The following is a 20,878-nucleotide window of genomic DNA, read 5'->3' on the forward strand; positions in this document are numbered from 1 at the left end:
TAGGCTGCGGGGTATGCTCACAATGATGCAAGAGGCGCTCACTCGTGAGCGCAACATCCACCTTCCACCCGGCATCTGCCTTGCTTGTAGCGCCCCGACGGTGGCTCGCCACCCTGAAGTTCAAGATCGTCCTGCTGGCGGTGCTGACCGGTGTGCTGGCGGCCGTCGGCACGGCGGCGGTGGTGGTCGCGCGCACGCAGGCCAGCATCGAGGCCATGGTGCTGTCGGCGGCGGTGGAAGACCGCGAACGCAGCGCCAGCCTGCTGGGCAGCAAGGTGTCGACGCTGCGCGAAGCCCTCGCCGCGGTGGCCCGTCACACGCCGCCCGGAGCCTGGGCCGACCCCGCGGCGATGGGCCGCTACCTGCTGGACAAGCCCGCGCTGGCCACGATGTTCGACTCGGTGTTCGGCGCCCGCACCGACGGCCGCCTGCTGGCGCGCGTGGAGGGCGGCACGCCAGCGACCATGCTGCCGGACATCAGCGACCGCTCCTACTTCCGCCAGGCGCTGGCATCGGACCAGCCGGTGATGTCCGAGGCGCTGCAGGGCCGGGTGGCCAAGGCGCCGATCGTGGTGCTCTCGGTGCCGGTGCTGTCCCCCGACGGGCGCCACCTGGGCGTGCTGGGCGGGTCCATCACGCTGCGCTCCACCGCGCTCTTCCAGGAGACCCAGGCCGCGGCACACGACCTCGGCGCGAACGATCTGGTGGTCGACCGCGCCGGGCGCTTGCTGGCCCACCGCGATCCGGATCGCGTGCTGCAGTCCGCACGCGATGAACCCGGCCTGCGACCCGTGCTGGACGACTGGCTGGCCTCGGGCAGCCCGATCGACACCCGGGGCGTGGCCACCGTGCAGGGGGACTGGGTCGTCTCGGTGGCGGGCATCCCGCTCACCGACTGGATCACCGTGCGGCTGACGCCGACCCGGACGGCGTTCGCACCGGTGAGCGAAGCGCGCGCGGCCGCCTGGCACGCCGCCGTGGCTGCCGGGATGCTGGCCGGCCTGTTGGCCGGCGGGCTGGGGTACGGCATGACCCTGCCCATCTCACGGCTGCGGGCACGCGCGGAGGGGCTGTTGGGCGGCAACGCCGGCGTGATGCACTGGCCCTCGGATGCCAGCGAGGTGGGCGAACTCGCCAGTGCCTTCCGCCACGTGGTCGAGCAACGCGAACGGCAGCAGACCGAAGTGCAGGCGCTGCTGCAGCAGCTCGAGGCCGTGCTGGACCACACCGAGGTCGGCATCGCGCTCACCCGCAACGGCCGCTTCGAGCTCGTCAGCCAGCATTTCTGCCACATCTTCCGCTGCGACAAGCCCGACGCGGTGGGCCAGTCCACCCGCATGATCTACCCCAGCGACGAGGCCTTCGCGGCGCTGGTCGAACAGGCGCGGCCGGCATTGTCGGAGCAAGGCGTGTTCGATGCCGAACTGCAGCTGGTGCGCCGTTCGGGCCAGGTGTTCTGGGGGCGCATGCGCGGCCGCGCGGTGGTGGCGGGCGACGTGGCGCAAGGCACGATCTGGACCATCGAGGACGTGACCGCGGCACGCGAACAGCGCGAGCAGATGGCCTACTCCGCCAGCCACGACGCGCTGACCGGCCTGTGCAACCGCGCCGCGTTCGAACGCCTGCTCGACGGCGCCGCCGCCGCGGGCGACACCGCGCCGTTCTGCGCGCTGTTCATCGACCTCGACCGCTTCAAGCAGGTCAACGACACCGGCGGCCATGCCGCCGGCGACGCGCTGCTGCGCGACGTGGCGCAGGTGCTGCAGCAGCACGTGCGCCGCAGCGACGTCGTCGCCCGGCTCGGCGGCGACGAGTTCGCCGTGCTGCTGCCCGACTGCCCCGCAGGGCAGGCCCACGGCATCGCCGTCAAGCTGTGCGCTGCCGTGCAGGCCTACGAACTGGCCTGGGAAGGTGCGCGCTTCGCGGTGGGTGCCAGCGTCGGGCTGGTGGCCGTCGGCGCCGGCTTCGCGAGCGCGGCCGACGTGCTGCGTGCCGCCGACTCGGCCTGCTACGAAGCCAAGCGGCGCGGGCGCAACCGGGTCGAGGTCTTCCAGCCGGTCCACCACCTGGCGCTGGACCCGCACTGACCGCACCGCCGGCCGCGGCTGGCGGCTCACGCCGCACCGGCCCGCGGTGGTTCAGCGCCCCAGCAGTGACCGCACGGCGTCCAGCAGGGTCTGCCGTTCGTGCGCAGGGTCGAACAGCGGCGCCCGTCGCGCGCCGGCAGCGGCCAGCGCCTGCAGGAACGCCGGGTCGTCGCGCGCCCGCACCAGCAGCGCGGCCAGCGCGGCGGCGTCGCCGACCTCGAACCAGCCCGGGTGCTCGGCGCCCAGCAGGCCGACGTTGCCGTCGATGCGCGAGGCGATCACCGGCGTGCCGCTGACCACGGCCTCGATCACCGCCTGCGCCCCGCCTTCCATGCGGCTGGCATGCACCAGCACGCCGGCGGCCTGGATGCGGCGCCGGGTCTGGCCGTGGGGCAACGGTCCGAGCCACCGGTAGCCCGGCAGTTCGGCCTGCAGCGCCAGGGCCTGGGCGCCGAGCGCCGGCTCGAGCGCGCCGCCGATGTGGTCGAGCACGATGTCGTGCCGGGCCGCGAGCAGCCGCGCCGCCGCGAACCAGGTGTCGGGCGCCTTCTCGTGGCGCAGGTGGCCCACCATCAGCGCGCGCAGGTGGCGCGCGGGCTTGGGCAGGGGCGCGCGCGCCGCGCTCGACTGCAGGCACACCACCACCTTGTGCCGCAGCGCCGGCGGCAGGGCCTGCGCGCCGAGTTCGTTCAGCACCACCAGGCGGTCGGCGCGTTCCAGCGTCTGGCGCGCGCGGGCGTCGACGGCGATGTCGCGGTACAGGTCGGTGCCGGTCAGCACCACCATCAGCGGGCGGCTGCCGCGCGTGTCGCGCCAGGCGCAGGCCGCGTCGGCCGAGCGCCGCGCATGCAGCGCGATCATCAGGGCCTCGGAGCCGCCGCTCCAGTGGTCGGTGATGCGCACGCGGAACGTGCCGGACAGGAACCGCGCCCAGCGCTGCGCGGTGCGCCAGTTGCCGTTGTTCGCGGCCGCCAGCGCCGGCGTCGCGATGACGATGTCGGCCGCCGGGGCTGCGCCGCGCCGGCCGCGTCCGGCCGGTTCAGCCATGCGCCAGCGCCAGACCGGCGGCGTGCCACTCGGCCACGCCATCGCTCGTCTTGCTGGCCGTGAAACCATGCGCGCGCAGCACGCGCACCGCCTCGTCCGACATCACGCAGAACGGCCCGCGGCAGTAGGCCACGATCTCGGTGCCGCGCGGCAGTTCGGCCAGGCGCTGCGCCAGTTCGGGCAGCGGCAGCGAGCGCGCGTGCGGCAGGTGCGCGGCGGCGTACTCCTCGGCCGGGCGCACGTCGAGCACCACCACCTCGCCGCGGCGCGCCCGCGCCAGCAGCTCCTTGCGGCCCAGCCCGGTCAGCACCCCGTCGCCGGCCACCAGCTGCTGCAGCGCGTGCTGCAGTTCCAGCAGGTGCGTGCCGGCCACGGCGCGCAGCGCCACGCCCAGGTGCGCCACGTCGGCACCGCTCAAGCGGTAGAGCACGCGCTTGCCGTCGCGGCGGCTGTCGACCAGGTGCGCCTCGCGCAGCGCCTTCAGGTGCGCGCTGGCCAGCTTCACGTCGATGGCGGCGCCGCGCGCGACGGCCTCGACGGCCCTTTCCGCCTGCGCCAGCAGCTCCAGGATCTCCAGGCGCTTCGGGCTCGCCAGGGCCTTGCCGACGCGGGCCACCTGCTCGTACAGCAGGTCCTTGGTGCGGCGTTCGTGGAGCACGTGCATGTCGGCCATTGGCCATCATTCTAATGATCGATGGAATGTCCGACATTGCAGGGCGCACAGCCGCCGCCCGGCGGCGCAGCGCGCGGCGCTACAGTCGTGCCACATGTGCACGCGCTACATCAGCCCCGAGGCGGGCGACATCGAACGCCACTGGCACCTGGGCGGCCGCACGCCCTGGCGCGGCGGCGAGGTGTTCCCGAACTACCCCGGCGCCTTCATCCGCGCCGCGCGCGACACCACCGAGGCGGCACGCGAACTGGTGGTCGGGCAGTGGGCGCTGATCCCCTGGTTCGCCAAGGAGCGCAAGCTCAAGTTCCCCACCTGCAATGCGCGCTCGGAGGAGCTGGCCGGCAAGGCCTCCTACAAGCAGCCGTGGGCGCGCGGGCAGCGTTGCGTGATCCCGGCCTGGGCCTTCTTCGAGCCCAACTGGGAGACCGGCAAGCACGTGCCGTGGATCTTCCGCCGCGCCGACGGCCTGCCCTGGGGCCTGGCCGGGCTGTGGAACACCTGGGTCGACCCCGCCACCGGCGAGCTGGTGGAGAGCTACACCATGCTCACGCTCAACGCCGACCAGCACCCGCTGATGTGCCGCATGCACCGGCCCGACCCGAAGCGCCCGTCCGAGCTGCAGGACAAGCGCTCGGTGGTGCCGATCGCGCCCGAGGACGTGGACGCGTGGCTGTTCGGCACGCCGGCCCAGGCACGTGCGCTGGTGCGGCTGGCGCCGGTCGATGCCTTCGACGCACGGCCCGCATGAGCTGAGACGAATTCCTTCGTTGGCCGGCGCCGGGGCGCTGCCTAGCATGCGCTGCATCGTTTCCACCCGACGCCGCAGCGCCATGCCCCCGACCCCTGCACCGCCCCTACCCCGTCGCCCCGCACGCGCCCGCCGCCGGCTGCTGGCGGCCGCCGCTGCCGCGCTGGCCGCCCCGGCCGCCTTCGCGCAGAGGCAGGTGACGCTGCTGAACGTCAGCTACGACCCCACGCGCGAGCTGTACCAGGACTTCAACAAGGCCTTCGCCGCGCACTGGAAGCAGCGCACGGGCGACACCGTCACGGTGCGGCAGTCGCACGGCGGCTCGGGCCGGCAGGGCCGATCGGTCATCGACGGCCTGGAGGCCGACATCGTGACGCTGGCGCTGGCCTACGACATCGACGAGATTGCCGCGCGCGGCAAGCTGCTGCCCGCCACCTGGCAGCAGCGTCTGCCGCGCAACAGCAGCCCGTACACGTCGACCATCGTGCTGCTGGTGCGCAAGGGCAACCCCAAGGGCATCCAGGACTGGGACGACCTGGCCAGGCCCGGCGTGGCCGTCATCACGCCCAACCCCAAGACCTCGGGCGGCGCACGCTGGAACTATCTCGCCGCCTGGGGCCACGCACTGAAGAAGCACGGCGGCGACCAGGCCCGCGCGCAGGAGTTCGTGCGCCGGATCTTCGCCAACGTGCCGGTGCTCGATTCGGGTGCGCGCGGCTCCACCACCACCTTCGTCGAGCGCGGCATCGGCGACGCCTTCATCTCGTGGGAGAACGAGGCCTTCCTGGCGCAGAAGGAACTGGGGCCCGACAAGTTCGAGATCGTCGTGCCCTCGCTCAGCATCCTGGCCGAGCCGCCGGTGGCGCTGGTGGACAAGGTGGTCGACAAGCGCGGCACCCGTGCCGTGGCCGAGGCCTACCTGCAGTACCTGTACAGCCCGGTGGGCCAGGACATCGCCGGCAGGCACCACTTCCGCCCGACCGACGCGAAAGTCGCTGTCAGGTACGCGACGCAGTTCCCGAAGGTGAACCTGTTCACCATCGACGCCCTGTTCGGCGGCTGGGCCCAGGCGCAGAAGGAGCACTTCGCCGACGGCGGCAGCTTCGACAAGATCTACACGCGGCGCTGAGATGCTGCTGCGCAAGACGCTGCTCAAGCGCCACAGCGTGCTGCCGGGTTTCGACCTGGCGCTCGGCTTCGCGCTGCTGTACGTGAGCCTGATCGTGCTGATCCCGCTGTCGGCCGCGTTCCTGAAGACCTTCACGCTGACCTGGCAGCAGTTCCTGGACGCCACCACCACGCCGCGCGTGCTGGCGTCGTACCGCCTCACCTTCGGCGCCAGCCTGCTGGCGGCGCTGCTGAACGCGGTGTTCGGCCTCGTCGTGGCCTGGGTGCTGGTGCGCTACACCTTCCCGTTCAAGCGCGTGGTCGATGCACTGGTCGACCTGCCGTTCGCGCTGCCCACGGCCGTGGCCGGCATCGCGCTGACGGCCATCTATGCGCCCAACGGCAGCATCGGCCAGTGGCTGCCGTTCAAGGTGAGCTTCACGCCGGTGGGCGTGTGGGTGGCGCTGGTGTTCATCGGCCTGCCCTTCGTGGTGCGCACGGTGCAGCCGGTGCTGGAAGACGTGCACCGCGAGCTGGAGGAAGCCGCCGCCACGCTGGGCGCGGGCCGCTGGCGGACATTCCGGCGCGTGATCTTCCCCATCGTGATGCCGGCGCTGCTGACCGGCTTCGCACTTGCGTTCGCGCGTGCCCTGGGCGAGTACGGCAGCGTCATCTTCATCGCCGGCAACATGCCCATGGTCAGCGAGATCACGCCGCTGCTGATCGTCACCAGGCTGGAGCAGTACGACGTCGCGGGGGCGACGGCCATCGCGGTGGTGATGCTGGTGGCGGCGTTCGCGCTGCTGATGGTCATCAACCTGCTGCAGAGCTGGGCGCGCCGCCGCCAGGGGGGCCTTGCATGAACGCAGCCACCGCCGAGGCGCCGTGGGTGCGCCGGCTGCTCATCGGGCTGGCGCTGGCGTTCATGGCGCTGTTCCTGTTCGTGCCGCTGGCCACCGTGTTCCACGAGGCGCTGAAGAAGGGGCTCGACGTCTACCTGGCCGCCGTGGTCGAGCCCGACGCGCTGTCGGCGATCCGGCTCACGCTGCTGGCCGCGGCCGTCAGCGTGCCGCTCAACCTGGTGTTCGGCCTGGCCGCGGCCTGGGCGATCGCGAAGTTCGAGTTCCGCGGCAAGAACCTGCTGCTGACGCTGATCGACCTGCCGTTCTCGGTGAGCCCGGTGATCGCCGGGCTGATCTTCGTGCTGGTGTTCGGGCTGCAGGGCTGGTTCGGCGCCTGGCTGATCGAACACGACATGAAGGTCATCTTCGCGGTGCCGGGCATCGTGCTGGCCACCGTGTTCGTGACCTGCCCGTTCATCGCGCGCGAGCTGATCCCGCTGATGCAGGCCCAGGGCATCGAGCAGGAAGAGGCCGCGCGCGTGCTGGGTGCCAGCGGCTGGCAGATGTTCCGGCGCGTGACGCTGCCCAACGTGAAGTGGGCGCTGCTGTACGGCGTGATCCTGTGCAACGCCCGCGCGATGGGCGAGTTCGGCGCCGTCAGCGTGGTCTCGGGCCACATCCGCGGCCAGACCAACACGATGCCGCTGCACATCGAGATCGTCTACAACGAATACCAGTTCGCCGCCGCGTTCGCGGTGGCCTCGCTGCTGGCGCTGCTGGCGCTGGTGACGCTGGTGCTGAAGTTCGTGGTCGAGCAACGCATGCAGGGCGCGCTGCGCGCCCACGAGGAAGACACCCCATGAGCATCGAAGTGCGCCACCTGAAGAAGTCCTTCGGCAGGACCGTGGTCTGCGACGACCTGAACCTCGACATCCCGGCCGGCGAGCTGGTGGCGCTGCTCGGGCCCTCGGGCTCGGGCAAGACGACACTGCTGCGCATCATGGCCGGGCTGGAGGTGCCCGACGCCGGCAGCGTGCTGTTCCACGGCGACGACGCCACGCACACCGACGTGCGCGACCGCAACGTGGGCTTCGTGTTCCAGCACTACGCGCTGTTCGGCCACATGACGATCTTCGAGAACGTGGCCTTCGGGCTGCGCGTGCGGCCGAAGGCGACGCGGCCGAGCGAGGCCGCGATCCGCGACAAGGTCATGCAGCTGCTGCAGCTGGTGCAGCTGGACGCGCTGTCCGGGCGCTACCCGCACCAGCTCAGCGGCGGCCAGCGCCAGCGCATCGCGCTCGCCCGCGCGCTGGCGGTCGAACCCAAGGTGCTGCTGCTGGACGAGCCCTTCGGCGCGCTCGACGCGAAGGTGCGCAAGGAGCTGCGCCGCTGGCTGCGCCGGCTGCACGACGAGGTGCACGTCACCAGCGTCTTCGTCACGCACGACCAGGAAGAGGCGATGGAGGTGGCCGACCGCATCGTCGTCATGAACGAGGGGCGCATCGAACAGGTGGGCACGCCCGACGCGGTGTACGACCACCCGGCCAGCCCCTTCGTGCTGCAGTTCCTGGGCGACGTGAACCTGTTCCGCGGCCGCGCCGAGCACGCGCCCGGCGGCGGCACCGCGCCGGGCGAGGTGCTCTATGTGCGCCCGCACGAGCTGGAGATCCTGGCGCAGCCGCCCGCGCCCGGCGAGCAGGCCTGGGCCGCGACGCTGTCGCAGACGCTCACCGTGGGGCCGCACACGCGCGTCGAGTTCCAGCGCGACGGCGACGCCGGCTACCTCGACGTCGAACTGCTGCGCAGCGAGTACACCGCGCTGCGCGACCGGCTGCAGCTGCAGCGCGGCAGCCGGGTCTACCTGCGGCCGCGCAAGGTCACGCGCTTCGAGGCGCCGGCCGCCTGAGGTGCGGCAAGCGCCGCCGGGCGCGCTTCAGAGGTCGAAGCTCGCCCCCGGCGGGCTGGCCAGCGCGCGGTCGACCACCTCGCGGGTCAGTGTCGGCGCGAAGGTGCGGATGAAGTCGAACACGTAGCCACGCAGGTAGGCGCCGCGCTTGATGGCCACGCGCGTGGTGTTGGTGGCGAACAGGTGGCGCGCGTCCAGCGCCACCAGGTGCGTGTCGCGCGCGGCGTCGAAGGCCATCGAGGCGATCACGCCGACGCCGATGCCGAGCTCGACGTAGGTCTTGATGACGTCGGCGTCCATCGCCGACAGCACCACGTCGAAGCTCAGCCCCTCGCGCCCGAAGGCCTCGTCGATGTGGCCGCGGCCGGTGGTGCCGCCCTCGTAGGTGATCAGCGGGAACTGCGCCAGCCGCCGCAGCGTCAGCGCCTGGCCCGCGGCGGCCTCCTGCGCCAGCGGGTGGCCGCGGTCGACCACCACCACGTGCGTCCAGCGGTAGCACGGCAGCGTCACGAGGTCCGGGTAGTCGGCCAGCGCCTCGGTGGCGATGCCCAGGTCGGCCTGGCCGCCCAGCACCTGCTGGGCCACCTGGCGCGCCGAGCCCTGCTGCAGGTGGAAGCTGACGTGCGGGTGCGTGTCGCGGAAGTCGCGCACGGCGCCGGGCAGCGCGTAGCGTGCCTGCGTGTGCGTGGCGGCCACGGTCAGCAGGCCGCGGTCGGCCTGCGAGAAGTCGGCACCGGCGCTGCGCAGGTTGTCGGCTTCGTGCAGCAGGCGTTCGATGATGGGCAGGATGGTCGCGCCCGGAGGGGTCAGGCCCAGCAGGCGGCGGCCCGAGCGGGTGAACAGCTCGACGCCCAGCTCTTCCTCCAGTTCCTTGATCTGCCGGCTGATGCCCGGTTGCGACGTGTGCAGCGCCTGCGCCACCAGCGTGAGGTTGAAACCCTGGCGCACCGTTTCACGCACGGAGCGCAGTTGCTGGAAGTTCATCTTGGGCGGCGGGCGGAGGAAGAGACCGGGGTGGGAGTCTCGCCTGCCGCGGCGCCCCGGGGCAACGAAGGAATTGTTCTGAGGTCATGCACTCCGTGCAGCACGCGCCCTGCCGTCGGCCGCGGCCGGCGCCTCGCCGGCCTGGCGGCGGCGCCAGGCCGCCGGCGGCATGCCGTACTCGCGCCGGAAGGCGCGGCTGAAGGCGGTGTCGGTCAGGTAGCCCACCTCCTCGGCGATGCGGGCCAGCGGCGCGTTGCTGCGCGCCAGCAGGTTCGACGCCAGCAGCATGCGCCACTGCGCCAGGTACTGCATCGGTGCCTGTCCGACCAGCTGCGAGAAGCGTTCGGCCAGCACCGAGCGCGAGGTGCCGGCCGCACGCGCCAGGTCGTCCAGCGTCCAGGGTCGTGCCGGCTCGGCATGCAGCGCGCGCAGGGCCGCGCCGACGATGCGGTCGCTAACGCCCGCCAGCCACCCGGTGCGCCCGACGGCCTGCGCGTTCATGTGGATGCGCAGCACCTCGATGAACAGCACCTCGGCCAGCTTGGCGAGCACGCCCTGCCCGCCGGGCCGCGGCGACCGCGCCTCGGCCAGCGCGTAGCGCAGCGAGGCTTCGAGCCACATGCCGGCATTGGAGCCGCGCACGCCGACCTTCACCACGGGCGGCAGCCCGGCCAGCAGCAGCTGCGCCAGGCGGGCGTCGCAGGCCAGGTAGCCGCACACCAGCCGGGTCGTGGCGCCGCCGCCGCCGTAGGCCAGCAACCGCGGCCGGCGTGCCAGCACCTCGTGCAGGCGGGCGCCCGAGGCCGGCGGCAGCCCCGGCTGGGACCCCATGCGGTGCGCGTCGCCCTGCGGGAACAGCACCGCGTCGCCGGCCGTCAGCTGCAGCGGCGGCAGGCCGTCGAGCTCGACCCAGCACGTGCCCTCGGTGATCAGGTGAAAGATCACCACCCGCTCGGCGGTGGGCTCGAGAATCGGCGCCGCCGCGTCGGCGTGCGGCGACTGGTAGCACCAGGGCGCGGTGAAGCGCCCGTGCAGGAAGATCGCGCCGACCAGGCGCACGACACGCAGCGTCTGCGACAGCGCGTCCATCAGTCCGCCACGTCGATGTGCAGCCCCACCGCCAATGGCTGCTCGAGCGCGCTGGTGACCGGCGAGCAGCCCGGCGTCGCCTGCACCAACGCCCGCAGCGTCGCGGCGTCGACCCCCGGGGCGCCGATGCGCACGTGCAGGTCCACTGCCAGCGGGCCTGCCGGCACGGGGTGGCCGTCGGGCTCGGGCACGCCGACCAGGCCGCGCAGATCGCTGCGGCTGGTGGCGCGGGCCTCCAGCGTCTGCAGCACGATGCCGCGCGCCGCCGCCTCCATCGCGATGCGCGTCACCGCGCACGAGGCCAGCGCCGTGCGCAGCAGCCAGCCCGGCGTGGCGGCGCTGTCCTCGCCCCCGATCGCCGCCGGCATGTCGGTGGCCACCTCGGCCCCGCCAGCGCTGCGCGCCACGGTGCGCAGGCCGCCGGCCCAGCGCACCGTGGCGGGTGCGTCGTCGTGCAGGCCCGCGTGCGGCTTGCGGCGCAGCGCGGAGGCCACGCGCTCCATCGCCGCGGCAATCTTCTCTGCGGTCATCGCACGACTCCTGCTGGGGGGGTCGGCGATTCTGGAGCCCCGGCGGCGCGCTGACCAGCACCCGGCGGTGCCGGCGGACGCGCGGGCAGCCACGGCGGACGCCCGGTCAACCCGCGCCGCAGCCGCGGACGCCGGGGCAGGCCGCGCCGACGCGCGGGCAGGACGAACGGCCGGTGCCGGCGCGACAGTGGACGCCCCTTGCACGCACTTCCCCCCGGAGACACGACCATGAACGCATCCGTCGACCTTGCCGTCCTCAAGACCCGCCAGCAGGCGGCCTGGAGCACCGGCGACTACGCCGTCGTCGGCACCACGCTGCAGATCGTCGGCGAGCAGCTGGCCGAGGCCTGCGACCTGCGGACCGACCAGCGCGTGCTCGACGTGGCGGCCGGCAACGGCAACGCCACGCTCGCCGCGGCGCGCCGCGGCTGCATCGTCACGTCCACCGACTACGTGGGCAGCCTGCTCGAGCGCGGCGCCGAACGGGCGCGCGCCGAGCGGCTGGACGTCGACTTCCAGGTCGCCGACGTCGAGGCGCTGCCATTCGGCGACGCCAGCTTCGATGCCGTCGTCTCGACCTTCGGCGTGATGTTCGCGCCCGACCACGCGCGTGCCGCCGCCGAGATGGCGCGCGTGGTGCGCCCGGGCGGCCGCGTCGGCCTGGCGAACTGGACGCCCGACAGCCTCATCGGCCGCATGTTCAAGGTGCTCGGCCGCTACGTGCCGCCACCGGCCGGCGTGCAGCCGCCGTCGCTGTGGGGCACCGAGGCCCACGTGCGCAGCCTGTTCGGCGCCACCGCCGCGGCGGTGCAGGTGCGGCCGCTGCAGTTCGCGTTCCGCTACCGCTCGGCGGCGCACTTCATCGACGTCTTCCGCACCTGGTACGGCCCAGTCAACAAGGCCTTCGCCGCCCAGTCGCCCGAGCAGGCCGAGGCGCTGGCCGGCGAGCTGACCGACCTGCTCGAAGGCCTGAACCGCGCCGGCCCGGGCTCGCTGGTGGTGCCCGGCGACTACCTCGAGATCGTCGTCACGCGGGCATGAGCGCAGGCACGCGCCCGGCCATGGACGCCCGCCTGCAGCGCCGGGTGCAGCGCTACGGCTGGGACCGCGCCGCCGAGGCCTACGCGCGCCACTGGCACGGCCTGCTGGCCGGCGTGCAGGGCGAACTGCTGACGCTGGCCGCGCCCGCCGCCGGCGAGGCCGTGCTTGACATCGCCTGCGGCACCGGCGTGGTGGCGACCGCCGCCGCCGAGGCGGTCGGGCCCGCCGGCCACGTGCTCGGCGTCGACCTCGCCGACGCGATGGTGCAGGCGGCGCGGCTGCGGTCGCGGCAGCTTCGCCAGGCCCAGACCCGCTTCGAGCGCATGGACGCCGAGCAGCTGGCGCTGCCCGATGCCGGCTTCGACCTGGCGCTGTGCGCCCTGGGCCTGATGTACCTGCCCGACCCCGGCGCCGCGCTGCGCGAGCTGCGGCGGGTGCTGCGCCCCGGGGGCCGCGCGGTGCTGGCGGTGTGGGGCGCGCGCGAAGGCTGCGGCTGGGCGCCGCTGTTCGGCATCGTCGACGCCGAGGTGCACAGCGAGGTCTGCCCGCTGTTCTTCGGCCTCGGCCAGGGCGACGCGCTCGCGCGCGCCTGCGCGGCGGCCGGGCTGCAGGTCACCGCGCAGCGGCGGCGGGCCGACACGCTGGACCACGCCGACGCCGACGCGGCCTGCGCCGCGGCCTTCGCCGGCGGGCCGGTCGCGCTCGCCTGGTCGCGTTTCGACGCGACGGTGCGTGCACGGGTGCAGGCGCGGTATCTCGAGGCCATCGCGCCCTGGCGCGCGGGCTGCGGCTACCGCGTGCCTGCCGAGTACGTGCTGGTCGCGGTGCGGCGCCCGTCCGGCTGAGCCGACGGACCGCGCCGAACCCACCCGGCGCGCCCGACTTCCCGAAGCGGACCACAATCGTCGGCCCCACTGACGAGGTGCCCACGATGCTGAAGTTCCACTACTCGCTCGCCCCCAACCCGATGAAGGTGGCGTTGTTCCTCGAAGAATCCGGCCTGCCGTACGAGCCGGTGCCGGTGGACACACGCAAGGGCGAGCAGCACGCCGCCGCGTTCACCGCGCTGAACCCCAACGCCAAGGTGCCGGTCATCGAGGACGCGGGCACCGTGGTGTTCGACAGCAACGCCATCCTGCTGTACCTGGCCGAGAAGACCGGGCAGTTCCTGCCCGCGCCGGCCGACCGCGGGACGATGCTGTCGTGGCTGATGTTCGTGGCCTCGGGCATCGGCCCGTTCACCGGGCAGTGCGTGCACTTCAGGCACTACGCGCCCGAGCCGCACCCTTACGCGATCAACCGCTACGACTTCGAGGCCTGGCGGCACTGGAAGATCCTCGATGCCCACCTGGACGGCCGCACCTGGATGCTGGGCGACAGCTACTCGCTGCTGGACATGGCCGTGTGGGGCTGGGCCCGCGCCGTGCCCTTCGCGCTGGGTGCCGAGGCCTGGGAGCAGTTGCCGAACGTGAAGCGGCTGCTCGACGCCGTCAACGCCCGCCCGGCCGCGCAGCGCGCCGCGGCGCTGAAGGACCGCCACAGCTTCAAGACCGAGATGGACGACGAGGCACGGCGTGCGATGTTCCCGCAGAACGAGCGGCTGAAGGGCTGAGCCACCGTGCGCTGAGCGACAGACGGGACGCGAGCCGCGGTCTACAAGGGGGCCCGACTCCACGACACAGCCGCCATCCATGCCCCGCATCCCGCCTTCGCCTGCCCACCCGCCCGGGCACGTTCCCGCCCCGGCTCCGGCGCCGGCCACGCTCGCCGAGCAGAAGTCCGACTTCACCGCCGAGGGCGCGCCCGCACCCGGCGTGCCGCAGCCTCCGTCCACGCCGCCGCCCGCGCCAGGCCCGGGCCCGCGCCCGCCGCCGCCGGCGGGCCGCGCCCCGCGGCGGCAGCGCCCCAGCGCCGCGCGCTATCCGTGACACCGGCCTGAACCCGGCCGCCGGCCCGCCGCGACCGCGGCCGCCAGGCCGTGTCGGTGCGCCAGCGCACAGACCGCCACGGCCCGGCCATGCCGCAATGCAGCGTGTCGCTGCGTAGCGCGACCGCGCCAAGAACCGCTCGCAAAGGGCCGCCCCATGACCACCACGTTCGACCGCATCGGCGCCATGCTGCTGCACGACCACCACGTGCCTGCGGAGCGCCTGGTGCCCGAAGCGCTGCTCGACGACCTGGGCATCGACTCGCTGGCCACCGTGGAACTGCTGTGGAGCGTGGAGGAGACCTTCCACGTCAAGTTGCCCACCGACGCCGACGGACTGCACACGCTGGGTGACGTGGCCCGCTGCGTCGATGCGCTGCTCGCGCGCCGGACCGACGGCAGCGCCTCCGGTCGCCACGCCGCATGAGACGCGTGGCCGTCACCGGCATCGGCATCGTCTCGCCGCTGGGCAACAACGCGGCCGACGTGTGGCAGCAGGCACGCGCCGGCCGCTCGGGCATCCGGCGGCTGCAGACGCCGTTTGCGCACCACCTGCACGCGGCCATCGCGGCCACGGTGGACTGCGACGAAGCTCTGGCCACCGACACGCTGCAGTCGCGCCTGCGCGACCGCTTCAGCCAGTTGGCGCTGTACGCCGCCCGGCAGGCGGTGGCGGGCGCCCGGCAACCGCTGGACGGCGCCGACCGCGCCCGCACCGGCGTCTTCGTCGGCACCGGCATGGGCGGCACGCACACGATGGACAGCGGCTACCAGACGCTGTACGGGGCGCAGTCCGACCGCATCAATCCGTTCACGATCCTGATGGGCATGCACAACGCGGCAGCGGCGTGGATCGGCATCGAACACGGTCTGCGCGGGCCGAACCTCACCTACTCCACCGCCTGCTCGTCGTCGGCGGTCGCCATCGGCGAAGCCTGGATGCGCGTGGCCTGCGGCCAGCTCGAGGTGGCCATCGCGGGCGGTGCCGAGGCGCCGCTGTCGCCGGGCTCGATGAAGGCCTGGGAGGCCCTGCGCACCGTGGCCACGGTGGACGCGGACGACGCCTCGGCCTCGTGCCGGCCGTTCGCGAAGAACCGCAGCGGCATGGTGCTCGGCGAAGGCGCCGCGATGCTGGTGCTGGAGCCCTGGGACCGCGCGCTGGCCCGCGGCGCGCGTGTGTTCGGCGAGGTGCTGGGTTACGGGGTCTCGAACGACGCGAGCCACATCACGCGGCCCAGCGTCGAGGGCCAGGCCGCGGCGATGCGTGCAGCCTTGCAGTCCGCGGGGCTGCAGGCGCAGCAGGTCGATGCGATCAACGCGCACGGCACCGGCACGCTGGCCAACGACAGTTGCGAGACCGCCGCCATCCGCGCCGTGTTCGGCGCGCACGCCGACCGCGTCCCGATCAGTGCCACGAAGGCGATGCACGGGCACCTGCTGGGCGCCGCCGGCGCAGTGGAGTGCGTGCTGGCGCTGCTGGCGATGGAGCACGGCGTGGCCCTGCCCACCATGCACCTGCAGCAGCCCGACCCGGACTGCGACCTGGACTACGTGCCGAACCAGGCGCGCGACGGCGTCGCGGCCCGCGTGATGCTGTCGAACTCGTTTGCGTTCGGCGGCACGAACGCGGTGCTGGCGCTGCGCGGCGGCTGAAGACCGCCGCGCCGGAGCGCCGGCACGTCAGCTCTTGCCGAAACTGAGCTTGGCGCTGGCCACGCAGCTGCTCTTGGCGTCACCGGCCAGCGCGTCGCACTTCTCCAGCGCCACCTTGTAGTCGGCGTCGCGCTTGTCGGACGTGGCTTCGGTCTGGGCCTCGCGGATCTCCCGGCCCAGCTTGGCGTCGGCCAGCGCCTTGGTGTGCTGCGCCTGCGCTTCCTTCACGCACACGTCCTTGGCATTGCCGGCCTGGTCGTCGCAGCGCTCCTTGGCCACCTCGTACGCGGTGTCGGCCTTCACCACCAGCAGCTTGTTGCGGTCGCCCGCCTTGCCGGTGCGGGCGTGTTCCAGCGTCGCCAGCGCGACCTTCTCGTGCTGCTTGGCCACTTCCTGGCAGACGTCCTTGCCGTTGCCGGACAGCGCCGCGCAGGTGGCACGCTCGGTCTTGTAGTCGGCGGCGATGCGCGCCTTGCCGTCCTTGTACTCGGCAGTGCCGATGGTCTGCGCCTGCACGGCGGACCAGGCAAGCAGCACGGCGACCGCCAGGGCGGCCTTCAGGGTGGAGCGTTGTGTCATGGGGATTTTTCTCGGGGGGTTGGAAGGAGCGGCGTGCGGACGTCGGTGTGCTGGCTACAGCCTGCCCATCAGGAACAGGACCAGCACGACCACCAGCACCAGGCCCAGCAGTCCGCTCGGGCCGTAACCCCAACCACGGCTGTGCGGCCAGGCCGGCACGACGCCGATCAGCAACAGGATCAGGACGATCAGCAAGATGGTGCCCAGGCTCATGGAAGTCTCCTCGTCGGTGCAGATGCAGTGCCGCAGCGGTGCTGCAGTCGACGCAATCTAGGCCGGTGCCGGCGGCGGGTCTGTGCGCCACGCAACAGACCCGGGCAGGTGCCGGCACTTGTATTTGAGAACGCTTCTCATTACCATCTGAACCCGTACCGCTTCTCCAGCCGCACCAGCCAGCCGACCGCCAGCACGTGCCTGATCGTCCAAGGATCACACCGTGCCTGTCTTCGCTGCCTTGTCTGCTGCACCCGCTGCACCTGCCCGGTCCCGGCCGGCCCCGAACCCGCCGTCCGCCCTGGCCCTCTCCGAGGCGCCGCACCGCGGTGACTGGCTGGTGCTGCCGCCCGACAGCCTGCACGAGGCGCTGACGCTGGCCGCGCAGGTGGGCCTGGCGATGGAACTGCAGATCGACGCCGGCCCGCTGCGCAGCCGCCACAGCGGCCTGGTGCGCAGCCTGCAGGCGCGCGGGGCGTGGATCACGCTGCGCCTGGACGGCGACGCCGGCGACACCGTGCACCGCTGGTGCGAAGACACGCTGGGCACGGTGCTGCTGACCCGTGCGGCCGACGGCAGCGGCCTGCAGCACAGCCTGCAGGTGCTGTGCGCCGACGGCAACCCGGCGTGGTCGCTGCGCGGCGAACGCCGACCCGGCCACCCCGAGCGCTGTGCATGGCGGCAGGTCGTGCGCACGCTGGCCGACGACGCCTGGCTCGTGGCCTGCTGACGGCGGCACGCGCGATGTGCAGCGACCACGGCCGCCACCCGGCGGCGACCGACCAGCCCCCGCACGTCTTCGGCACGCCGGCAGCCGCGGCAGCGCCCACGACCACCAGCGCCACCGCCCGCACGCCGCCCGGCCAGCGTCTGCCGGTGGCGCTGCCGCCGCCGGGCTCGCGGCGTCGGCGGCTGTGGGAGCTGGACGACCACGCGCACTGCCCCGTCATCGGCACCTGCCTGCCGCTGGCGCTGCTGCGCCGGCTGCTGGCCCGCCACGCCAGCGACCACGCGCGCGGCAGCGACTACGAACTGCACTGCGTGGCGGTCACCGCCGGCAAGTCGCGCAACGTGCTGGCCGAGGCGCTGCACAAGGAACTGGACCGGCGCTGCGCGCTGGTGCTGCAGCGCGCAGCCGCCATCCGCAGCACCGAGGCGCTGGCGCAGTGGTGGCACGACGGCGTGCGCGGCGCAGACCTGGCCGGCACGCTGTGGGCCACGCTGACGCACCCGCGCTGCGACGCCGCGCTGGCGCAGCGCGTGCTGGGCGAGGTGCACATGCTGCAGCACCAGGTGGGCGCGGCACAGCGGGTGGAGGTGGCGCGGCTGGACAGCCTGGTCCTGGAGCACGCGGCGATGGCGCGCGAGCTGGCTGCAGCACAGGACCGCTGCCGCCGCCTGGGTGCCGACGCCGCGCGCCGCGCCGACGACCTGGAGGCCGACCGCATGCGGCTGCGCGCGCAGCTCATCGGCCGCGACAGCCAGCTGGCCGACCTGCGTGCACAGCTCGCCGCGCAGGAGGCCGCCACGCTTGGCCTGCGCGAGCGCCTGGAGCTCACGCGCAGCGTGCAGCAGCTGACCGAACGCCTGCAGGACCTGCAGCGCGCGCTGGCCCGCGCACGCGACGACGCCGACCAGCAGCGCGAGCGCGCCGTCCGCCTGCAGGCGCGGCTGCAGGATGCGCACGGCGCGCCCGCGGCGCCCGCTGCGGCGCCGGCGCCAGCCCCTTCGCCCGGCCTGGCGCAGCGCGCCGTGCTCTGCGTCGGCGGCCGTGCCGCCAGCGTGCCGGTGTACCGGCAGGTGGTCGAACGCAGCGGCGGCCGCTTCCTGCACCACGACGGCGGCGACGAAGACAGCAGCGCCCGCCTGGACGACACGCTCGGCGCCGCCGACCTGGTGGTGTGCCAGACGGGCTGCATCAGCCACGGCGCCTACTGGCGCGTGAAGGACCACTGCAAGCGCACCGGCACCCCCTGCCTGTTCGTCGAGACCCCCAGCCGCAGCGCGCTCGAACGGGCGCTGCAGGAAGCCGCGGCCACCGCCGCCGGCACGCCCACCGGCTGAGACGCCCCGCGCATGGCGGTTCGCCTGCCGCGCATCCACTCCAACCACGCCACGTGTCCTGCAGAAGATGACCCGCACCCCTGCCCGCCCGCCCCGCCCCGCACCACCGCTGCTGCACGCCCTGGCCCTGGCCGCCGGCAGCGCACTGGCCGCACCCGTGGCGCTGGCCCAGCCCGCCGCCCTCGAGGCCGCGGCCTCCACCCCGCGCGTGCCAGGCAGCCTGCCGCGCGTGGTGGTCTCGGCCACACGCATCGAGAGCGACGAAGACAGCGTCGCCGCCACCGTCACCAGCAAGTCCGCCGAGGACATCGCCCGCAAGCAGGCGCGCGACCTGAAGTCGCTGCTGGACGACGAGCCCGGCGTGGCCGTGCGGCTGCAGCCTGCGCGCATGTCGGCGGTGTTCGGCGCCAGCGGCCGCGGCGGCAACGAAGGCATCAACATCCGCGGCCTCGAAGGCAACCAGGTGCTGCTGCAGAACGACGGCGTGCGCCTGCCGCAGGCCTACGAAAGCGGCCCCTACTTCGCCGGCCGCGGCGACACCATCGACGTCGAGGCCTTCAAGCGCGTGGAGCTGCTGCGCGGGCCGTCGTCCACCTCGTACGGCAGCGACGGGCTGTCGGGTGCGGTGAGCTTCCTCACCAAGGATCCGGCCGACCTGCTGACGCTGGGCAAGGCCTGGCAGGGCGCGCTGAAGCTGGGCTGGTCGTCGGCCGACCGTTCGTGGGTGGCGGTGCCGTCGTTCGCGGTGCGCAGCGGCGCCATCGAGGCCATGGTGCTGGCCAGCGTGCGGCGCGGCCACGAGCTCGGCAACCAGGGCGAGAACGACGCACGCAACTGGACCCGCACCACGCCCAACCCGCAGCAGCGCCGTTCCGACTACGTGCTGGGCAAGCTGTTCTACCGCTTCGACGCGGCGCACCAGCTGCGCGCGTCGGTGGAACACCTCGAACGCGACAACCGCACCGATCCGCTGTACACGTTGGTCGGCCAGCCCTTCGTCAACGCGGCCGTCACCGGCGGGCGGGCGCAGGAGCTGGTCGACCGCACGCTGGGCAAGCTCGAGTACGTCTACAGCGACAACCGCAACCCCTGGTTCCAGCGCGCGCAGCTGCACGTCTACGCGCAGGACGCCGGCAACCGCCAGCGCGGCACCGAGCGCTACGACACCACGCGCACGCCGGCTCCTGCCTGGTCGCGGCGCGAGCGCGACACGCAGTACGGCGAGCGCAGCCGCGGCCTGGGCGGGCAGGTCGAGGCCCACTTCGGCGACGCGCTGAGCCACCGCGTGCTGGTCGGCTTCGACGCCTCGGACACCCGCGTCACGTCGCTGAAGGACGGCGCCCACTACGACGCCAGCGGTGCGCTGATGACCAGCGGCGGCTTCGTGCCCAACCAGAGCTTCCCCGACACCGACTACCGCGTCGTCGGCGCCTTCGTGCAGGACGAGCTGCGCTGGGGCAGCTTCAGCCTGACGCCGGCCGTGCGGGTGGACCGCTTCTCGCTGCGGCCCGAGATCGGCAACCCGCTGTACACGGTCAACAACAGCGTCGTGCCGTCCAGCCTGTCGGGCGATGCGGTCTCGCCGCGCGTGGGCGCGGTGTGGGCAGCGGCGCCGCTGCTGCAGCCGTTCGCGCAGGTGGGCACGGGCTACCGCGCGCCGACGCCTTCGCAGGTGAACGGCGGCGTCAGCAACGCCGGCGCCAACCCGCCCTACCGCGGCATCGGCAACCCCGACCTGCAGCCCGAGAAGAGCAGCACGGTCGAACTCGGCCTGCGCGGCCGCGACCGGGGCGTGCACTACCGCATCGCCGTCTACAAGGCGCGCTACCGCAACTTCATCGACGCCAACGTCGACGTCACCGACACGACCACGGTGCCGCTGGACCCCGGCATGGCGGCCAACACGCGCACCTTCCAGTCGGTGAACCTGCGCCGGGCCGAGATCTCCGGCCTGGAGTTGTCGGGCGGCTGGACCTTCCACCCGGGCTGGACGGTGGAGGCCAGCTACGCCCGCGCCCGGGGCGACGCACTGAGCGGCGGGACCCAGACGCCGCTGGCCACGATCGAGCCCGAGAAGGCCGTGCTGCGGCTGCTGTACGAACGGGCCGGGCAGTTCGGCGCCGACTTCGCGGTCACGGCCCAGAAGAGCCAGCGCCGGCCGCACGCGCCGAACCTCTACGTCCCGACGGGACACGTGGTCGCCGACCTCGCCGCCTGGTGGGACCTGACGCGGCAGTGGCAGTTGAACGCCACGCTCACCAACCTGGGCGACGCGCGCTACGTGCTGTGGTCCGACATCCGCGGCCAGGCCGCCACCACCACGCTGGCCGACGCCTACACGCAGCCCGGCCGTGCGCTCGCCTTGAGCGCGCGCTACCAGTTCTGAAG

The 20,878-nt window shown here is 73.3% G+C and carries 22 protein-coding genes; 15 read left to right on the forward strand and 7 right to left on the reverse strand.

The window, feature by feature from the left end; all coding sequences use genetic code 11:
• Positions 1–44: 44 nt before the first annotated feature.
• On the forward strand, positions 45–2,087 hold the full coding sequence (locus ACPOLB_RS07215) for a diguanylate cyclase (RefSeq protein WP_425260626.1): 2,043 nt from the start codon (positions 45–47) through the stop codon (positions 2,085–2,087).
• A gap of 51 nt (positions 2,088–2,138) precedes the next feature.
• On the opposite strand, the gene senB is transcribed toward ACPOLB_RS07215, so the two are convergent.
• Both senB and ACPOLB_RS07225 read right to left on the reverse strand, forming a co-directional pair.
• Positions 2,139–3,134 carry a selenoneine biosynthesis selenosugar synthase SenB gene (gene senB / locus ACPOLB_RS07220; protein WP_425260627.1) on the reverse strand — a complete coding sequence of 332 codons (996 nt, stop codon included), beginning with the start codon at positions 3,132–3,134 and terminating at the stop codon, positions 2,139–2,141.
• On the reverse strand, positions 3,127–3,807 hold the full coding sequence (locus ACPOLB_RS07225) for an ArsR/SmtB family transcription factor (protein WP_425260628.1): 681 nt from the start codon (positions 3,805–3,807) through the stop codon (positions 3,127–3,129). Before ACPOLB_RS07225 ends, senB begins: the two co-directional genes overlap by 8 nt.
• Before the next feature lie 94 nt (positions 3,808–3,901).
• On the opposite strand from ACPOLB_RS07225, the gene ACPOLB_RS07230 reads away from it, so the two are divergent.
• From ACPOLB_RS07230 to ACPOLB_RS07250, 5 genes are all read left to right on the forward strand, one after another.
• Positions 3,902–4,555: an SOS response-associated peptidase gene (locus ACPOLB_RS07230; protein ID WP_425260629.1), complete on the forward strand. Its 654-nt coding sequence runs from the start codon at positions 3,902–3,904 to the stop codon at positions 4,553–4,555.
• A gap of 82 nt (positions 4,556–4,637) precedes the next feature.
• Positions 4,638–5,684, forward strand: a complete 1,047-nt coding sequence (locus ACPOLB_RS07235) for a sulfate ABC transporter substrate-binding protein (protein WP_425260630.1) — start codon at positions 4,638–4,640, stop codon at positions 5,682–5,684.
• A gap of 1 nt (position 5,685) precedes the next feature.
• Positions 5,686–6,525: a sulfate ABC transporter permease subunit CysT gene (gene cysT, locus ACPOLB_RS07240; RefSeq protein WP_425260631.1), complete on the forward strand. Its 840-nt coding sequence runs from the start codon at positions 5,686–5,688 to the stop codon at positions 6,523–6,525.
• Positions 6,522–7,367 (forward strand): sulfate ABC transporter permease subunit CysW, encoded by an 846-nt coding sequence (cysW, locus tag ACPOLB_RS07245; protein ID WP_425260632.1) that lies wholly within the window; start codon positions 6,522–6,524, stop codon positions 7,365–7,367. The genes cysT and cysW overlap by 4 nt, the downstream gene beginning before the upstream one ends.
• A complete protein-coding gene (locus tag ACPOLB_RS07250; RefSeq protein WP_425260633.1) occupies positions 7,364–8,410 on the forward strand; it encodes a sulfate/molybdate ABC transporter ATP-binding protein in 1,047 nt (348 codons plus the stop codon). Before cysW ends, ACPOLB_RS07250 begins: the two co-directional genes overlap by 4 nt.
• A 27-nt stretch (positions 8,411–8,437) precedes the next feature.
• On the opposite strand, the gene ACPOLB_RS07255 is transcribed toward ACPOLB_RS07250, so the two are convergent.
• The 3 genes from ACPOLB_RS07255 to ACPOLB_RS07265 all read right to left on the reverse strand — a co-directional run bounded on the left by ACPOLB_RS07255 (position 8,438) and on the right by ACPOLB_RS07265 (position 11,013).
• Positions 8,438–9,394: a CysB family HTH-type transcriptional regulator gene (locus ACPOLB_RS07255; RefSeq protein ID WP_425260634.1), complete on the reverse strand. Its 957-nt coding sequence runs from the start codon at positions 9,392–9,394 to the stop codon at positions 8,438–8,440.
• 84 nt (positions 9,395–9,478) lie between these two features.
• Positions 9,479–10,483 (reverse strand): AraC family transcriptional regulator, encoded by a 1,005-nt coding sequence (locus tag ACPOLB_RS07260; RefSeq protein WP_425260635.1) that lies wholly within the window; start codon positions 10,481–10,483, stop codon positions 9,479–9,481.
• A complete protein-coding gene (locus tag ACPOLB_RS07265; protein WP_425260636.1) occupies positions 10,483–11,013 on the reverse strand; it encodes an OsmC family protein in 531 nt (176 codons plus the stop codon). Before ACPOLB_RS07265 ends, ACPOLB_RS07260 begins: the two co-directional genes overlap by 1 nt.
• Positions 11,014–11,241: 228 nt before the next feature.
• On the opposite strand from ACPOLB_RS07265, the gene ACPOLB_RS07270 reads away from it, so the two are divergent.
• From ACPOLB_RS07270 to ACPOLB_RS07295, 6 genes are all read left to right on the forward strand, one after another.
• Positions 11,242–12,054 (forward strand): class I SAM-dependent methyltransferase, encoded by an 813-nt coding sequence (locus ACPOLB_RS07270; protein ID WP_425260637.1) that lies wholly within the window; start codon positions 11,242–11,244, stop codon positions 12,052–12,054.
• A gap of 20 nt (positions 12,055–12,074) precedes the next feature.
• Positions 12,075–12,899 carry a class I SAM-dependent methyltransferase gene (locus ACPOLB_RS07275; protein ID WP_425260638.1) on the forward strand — a complete coding sequence of 275 codons (825 nt, stop codon included), beginning with the start codon at positions 12,075–12,077 and terminating at the stop codon, positions 12,897–12,899.
• An 86-nt stretch (positions 12,900–12,985) separates the two neighbouring features.
• Complete coding sequence (locus tag ACPOLB_RS07280; protein ID WP_425260639.1) at positions 12,986–13,666, forward strand: glutathione S-transferase family protein; 681 nt, start codon at positions 12,986–12,988, stop codon at positions 13,664–13,666.
• A 79-nt stretch (positions 13,667–13,745) separates the two neighbouring features.
• Positions 13,746–13,982 (forward strand): hypothetical protein, encoded by a 237-nt coding sequence (locus ACPOLB_RS07285; protein ID WP_425260640.1) that lies wholly within the window; start codon positions 13,746–13,748, stop codon positions 13,980–13,982.
• 156 nt (positions 13,983–14,138) lie between these two features.
• Positions 14,139–14,408, forward strand: coding sequence for an acyl carrier protein (locus tag ACPOLB_RS07290; RefSeq protein ID WP_425260641.1), 270 nt, complete (start codon positions 14,139–14,141; stop codon positions 14,406–14,408).
• Entirely contained in the window at positions 14,405–15,634 is a 1,230-nt protein-coding gene (locus ACPOLB_RS07295) for a beta-ketoacyl-[acyl-carrier-protein] synthase family protein (protein WP_425260642.1), read from the forward strand. Before ACPOLB_RS07290 ends, ACPOLB_RS07295 begins: the two co-directional genes overlap by 4 nt.
• 27 nt (positions 15,635–15,661) lie before the next feature.
• On the opposite strand, the gene ACPOLB_RS07300 is transcribed toward ACPOLB_RS07295, so the two are convergent.
• Together ACPOLB_RS07300 and ACPOLB_RS07305 are read right to left on the reverse strand one after the other, a co-directional pair.
• Entirely contained in the window at positions 15,662–16,213 is a 552-nt protein-coding gene (locus ACPOLB_RS07300; protein ID WP_425260643.1) for a hypothetical protein, read from the reverse strand.
• Between the two features lie 54 nt (positions 16,214–16,267).
• On the reverse strand, positions 16,268–16,426 hold the full coding sequence (locus ACPOLB_RS07305; RefSeq protein WP_425260644.1) for a DUF3309 family protein: 159 nt from the start codon (positions 16,424–16,426) through the stop codon (positions 16,268–16,270).
• A 223-nt stretch (positions 16,427–16,649) separates the two neighbouring features.
• Here ACPOLB_RS07305 and ACPOLB_RS07310 point away from each other — a divergent pair, with 223 nt between their 5' ends.
• From ACPOLB_RS07310 to ACPOLB_RS07320, 3 genes are all read left to right on the forward strand, one after another.
• Entirely contained in the window at positions 16,650–17,156 is a 507-nt protein-coding gene (locus tag ACPOLB_RS07310) for a hypothetical protein (protein WP_425260645.1), read from the forward strand.
• Between the two features lie 14 nt (positions 17,157–17,170).
• Positions 17,171–18,490: a DUF2325 domain-containing protein gene (locus ACPOLB_RS07315; protein ID WP_425260646.1), complete on the forward strand. Its 1,320-nt coding sequence runs from the start codon at positions 17,171–17,173 to the stop codon at positions 18,488–18,490.
• A gap of 67 nt (positions 18,491–18,557) precedes the next feature.
• Entirely contained in the window at positions 18,558–20,876 is a 2,319-nt protein-coding gene (locus ACPOLB_RS07320) for a TonB-dependent hemoglobin/transferrin/lactoferrin family receptor (protein WP_425260647.1), read from the forward strand.
• Positions 20,877–20,878 lie beyond the last annotated feature (2 nt).

This window comes from Rubrivivax soli, from assembly GCF_049810355.1.
GTDB lineage: Bacteria > Pseudomonadota > Gammaproteobacteria > Burkholderiales > Burkholderiaceae_C > Rubrivivax.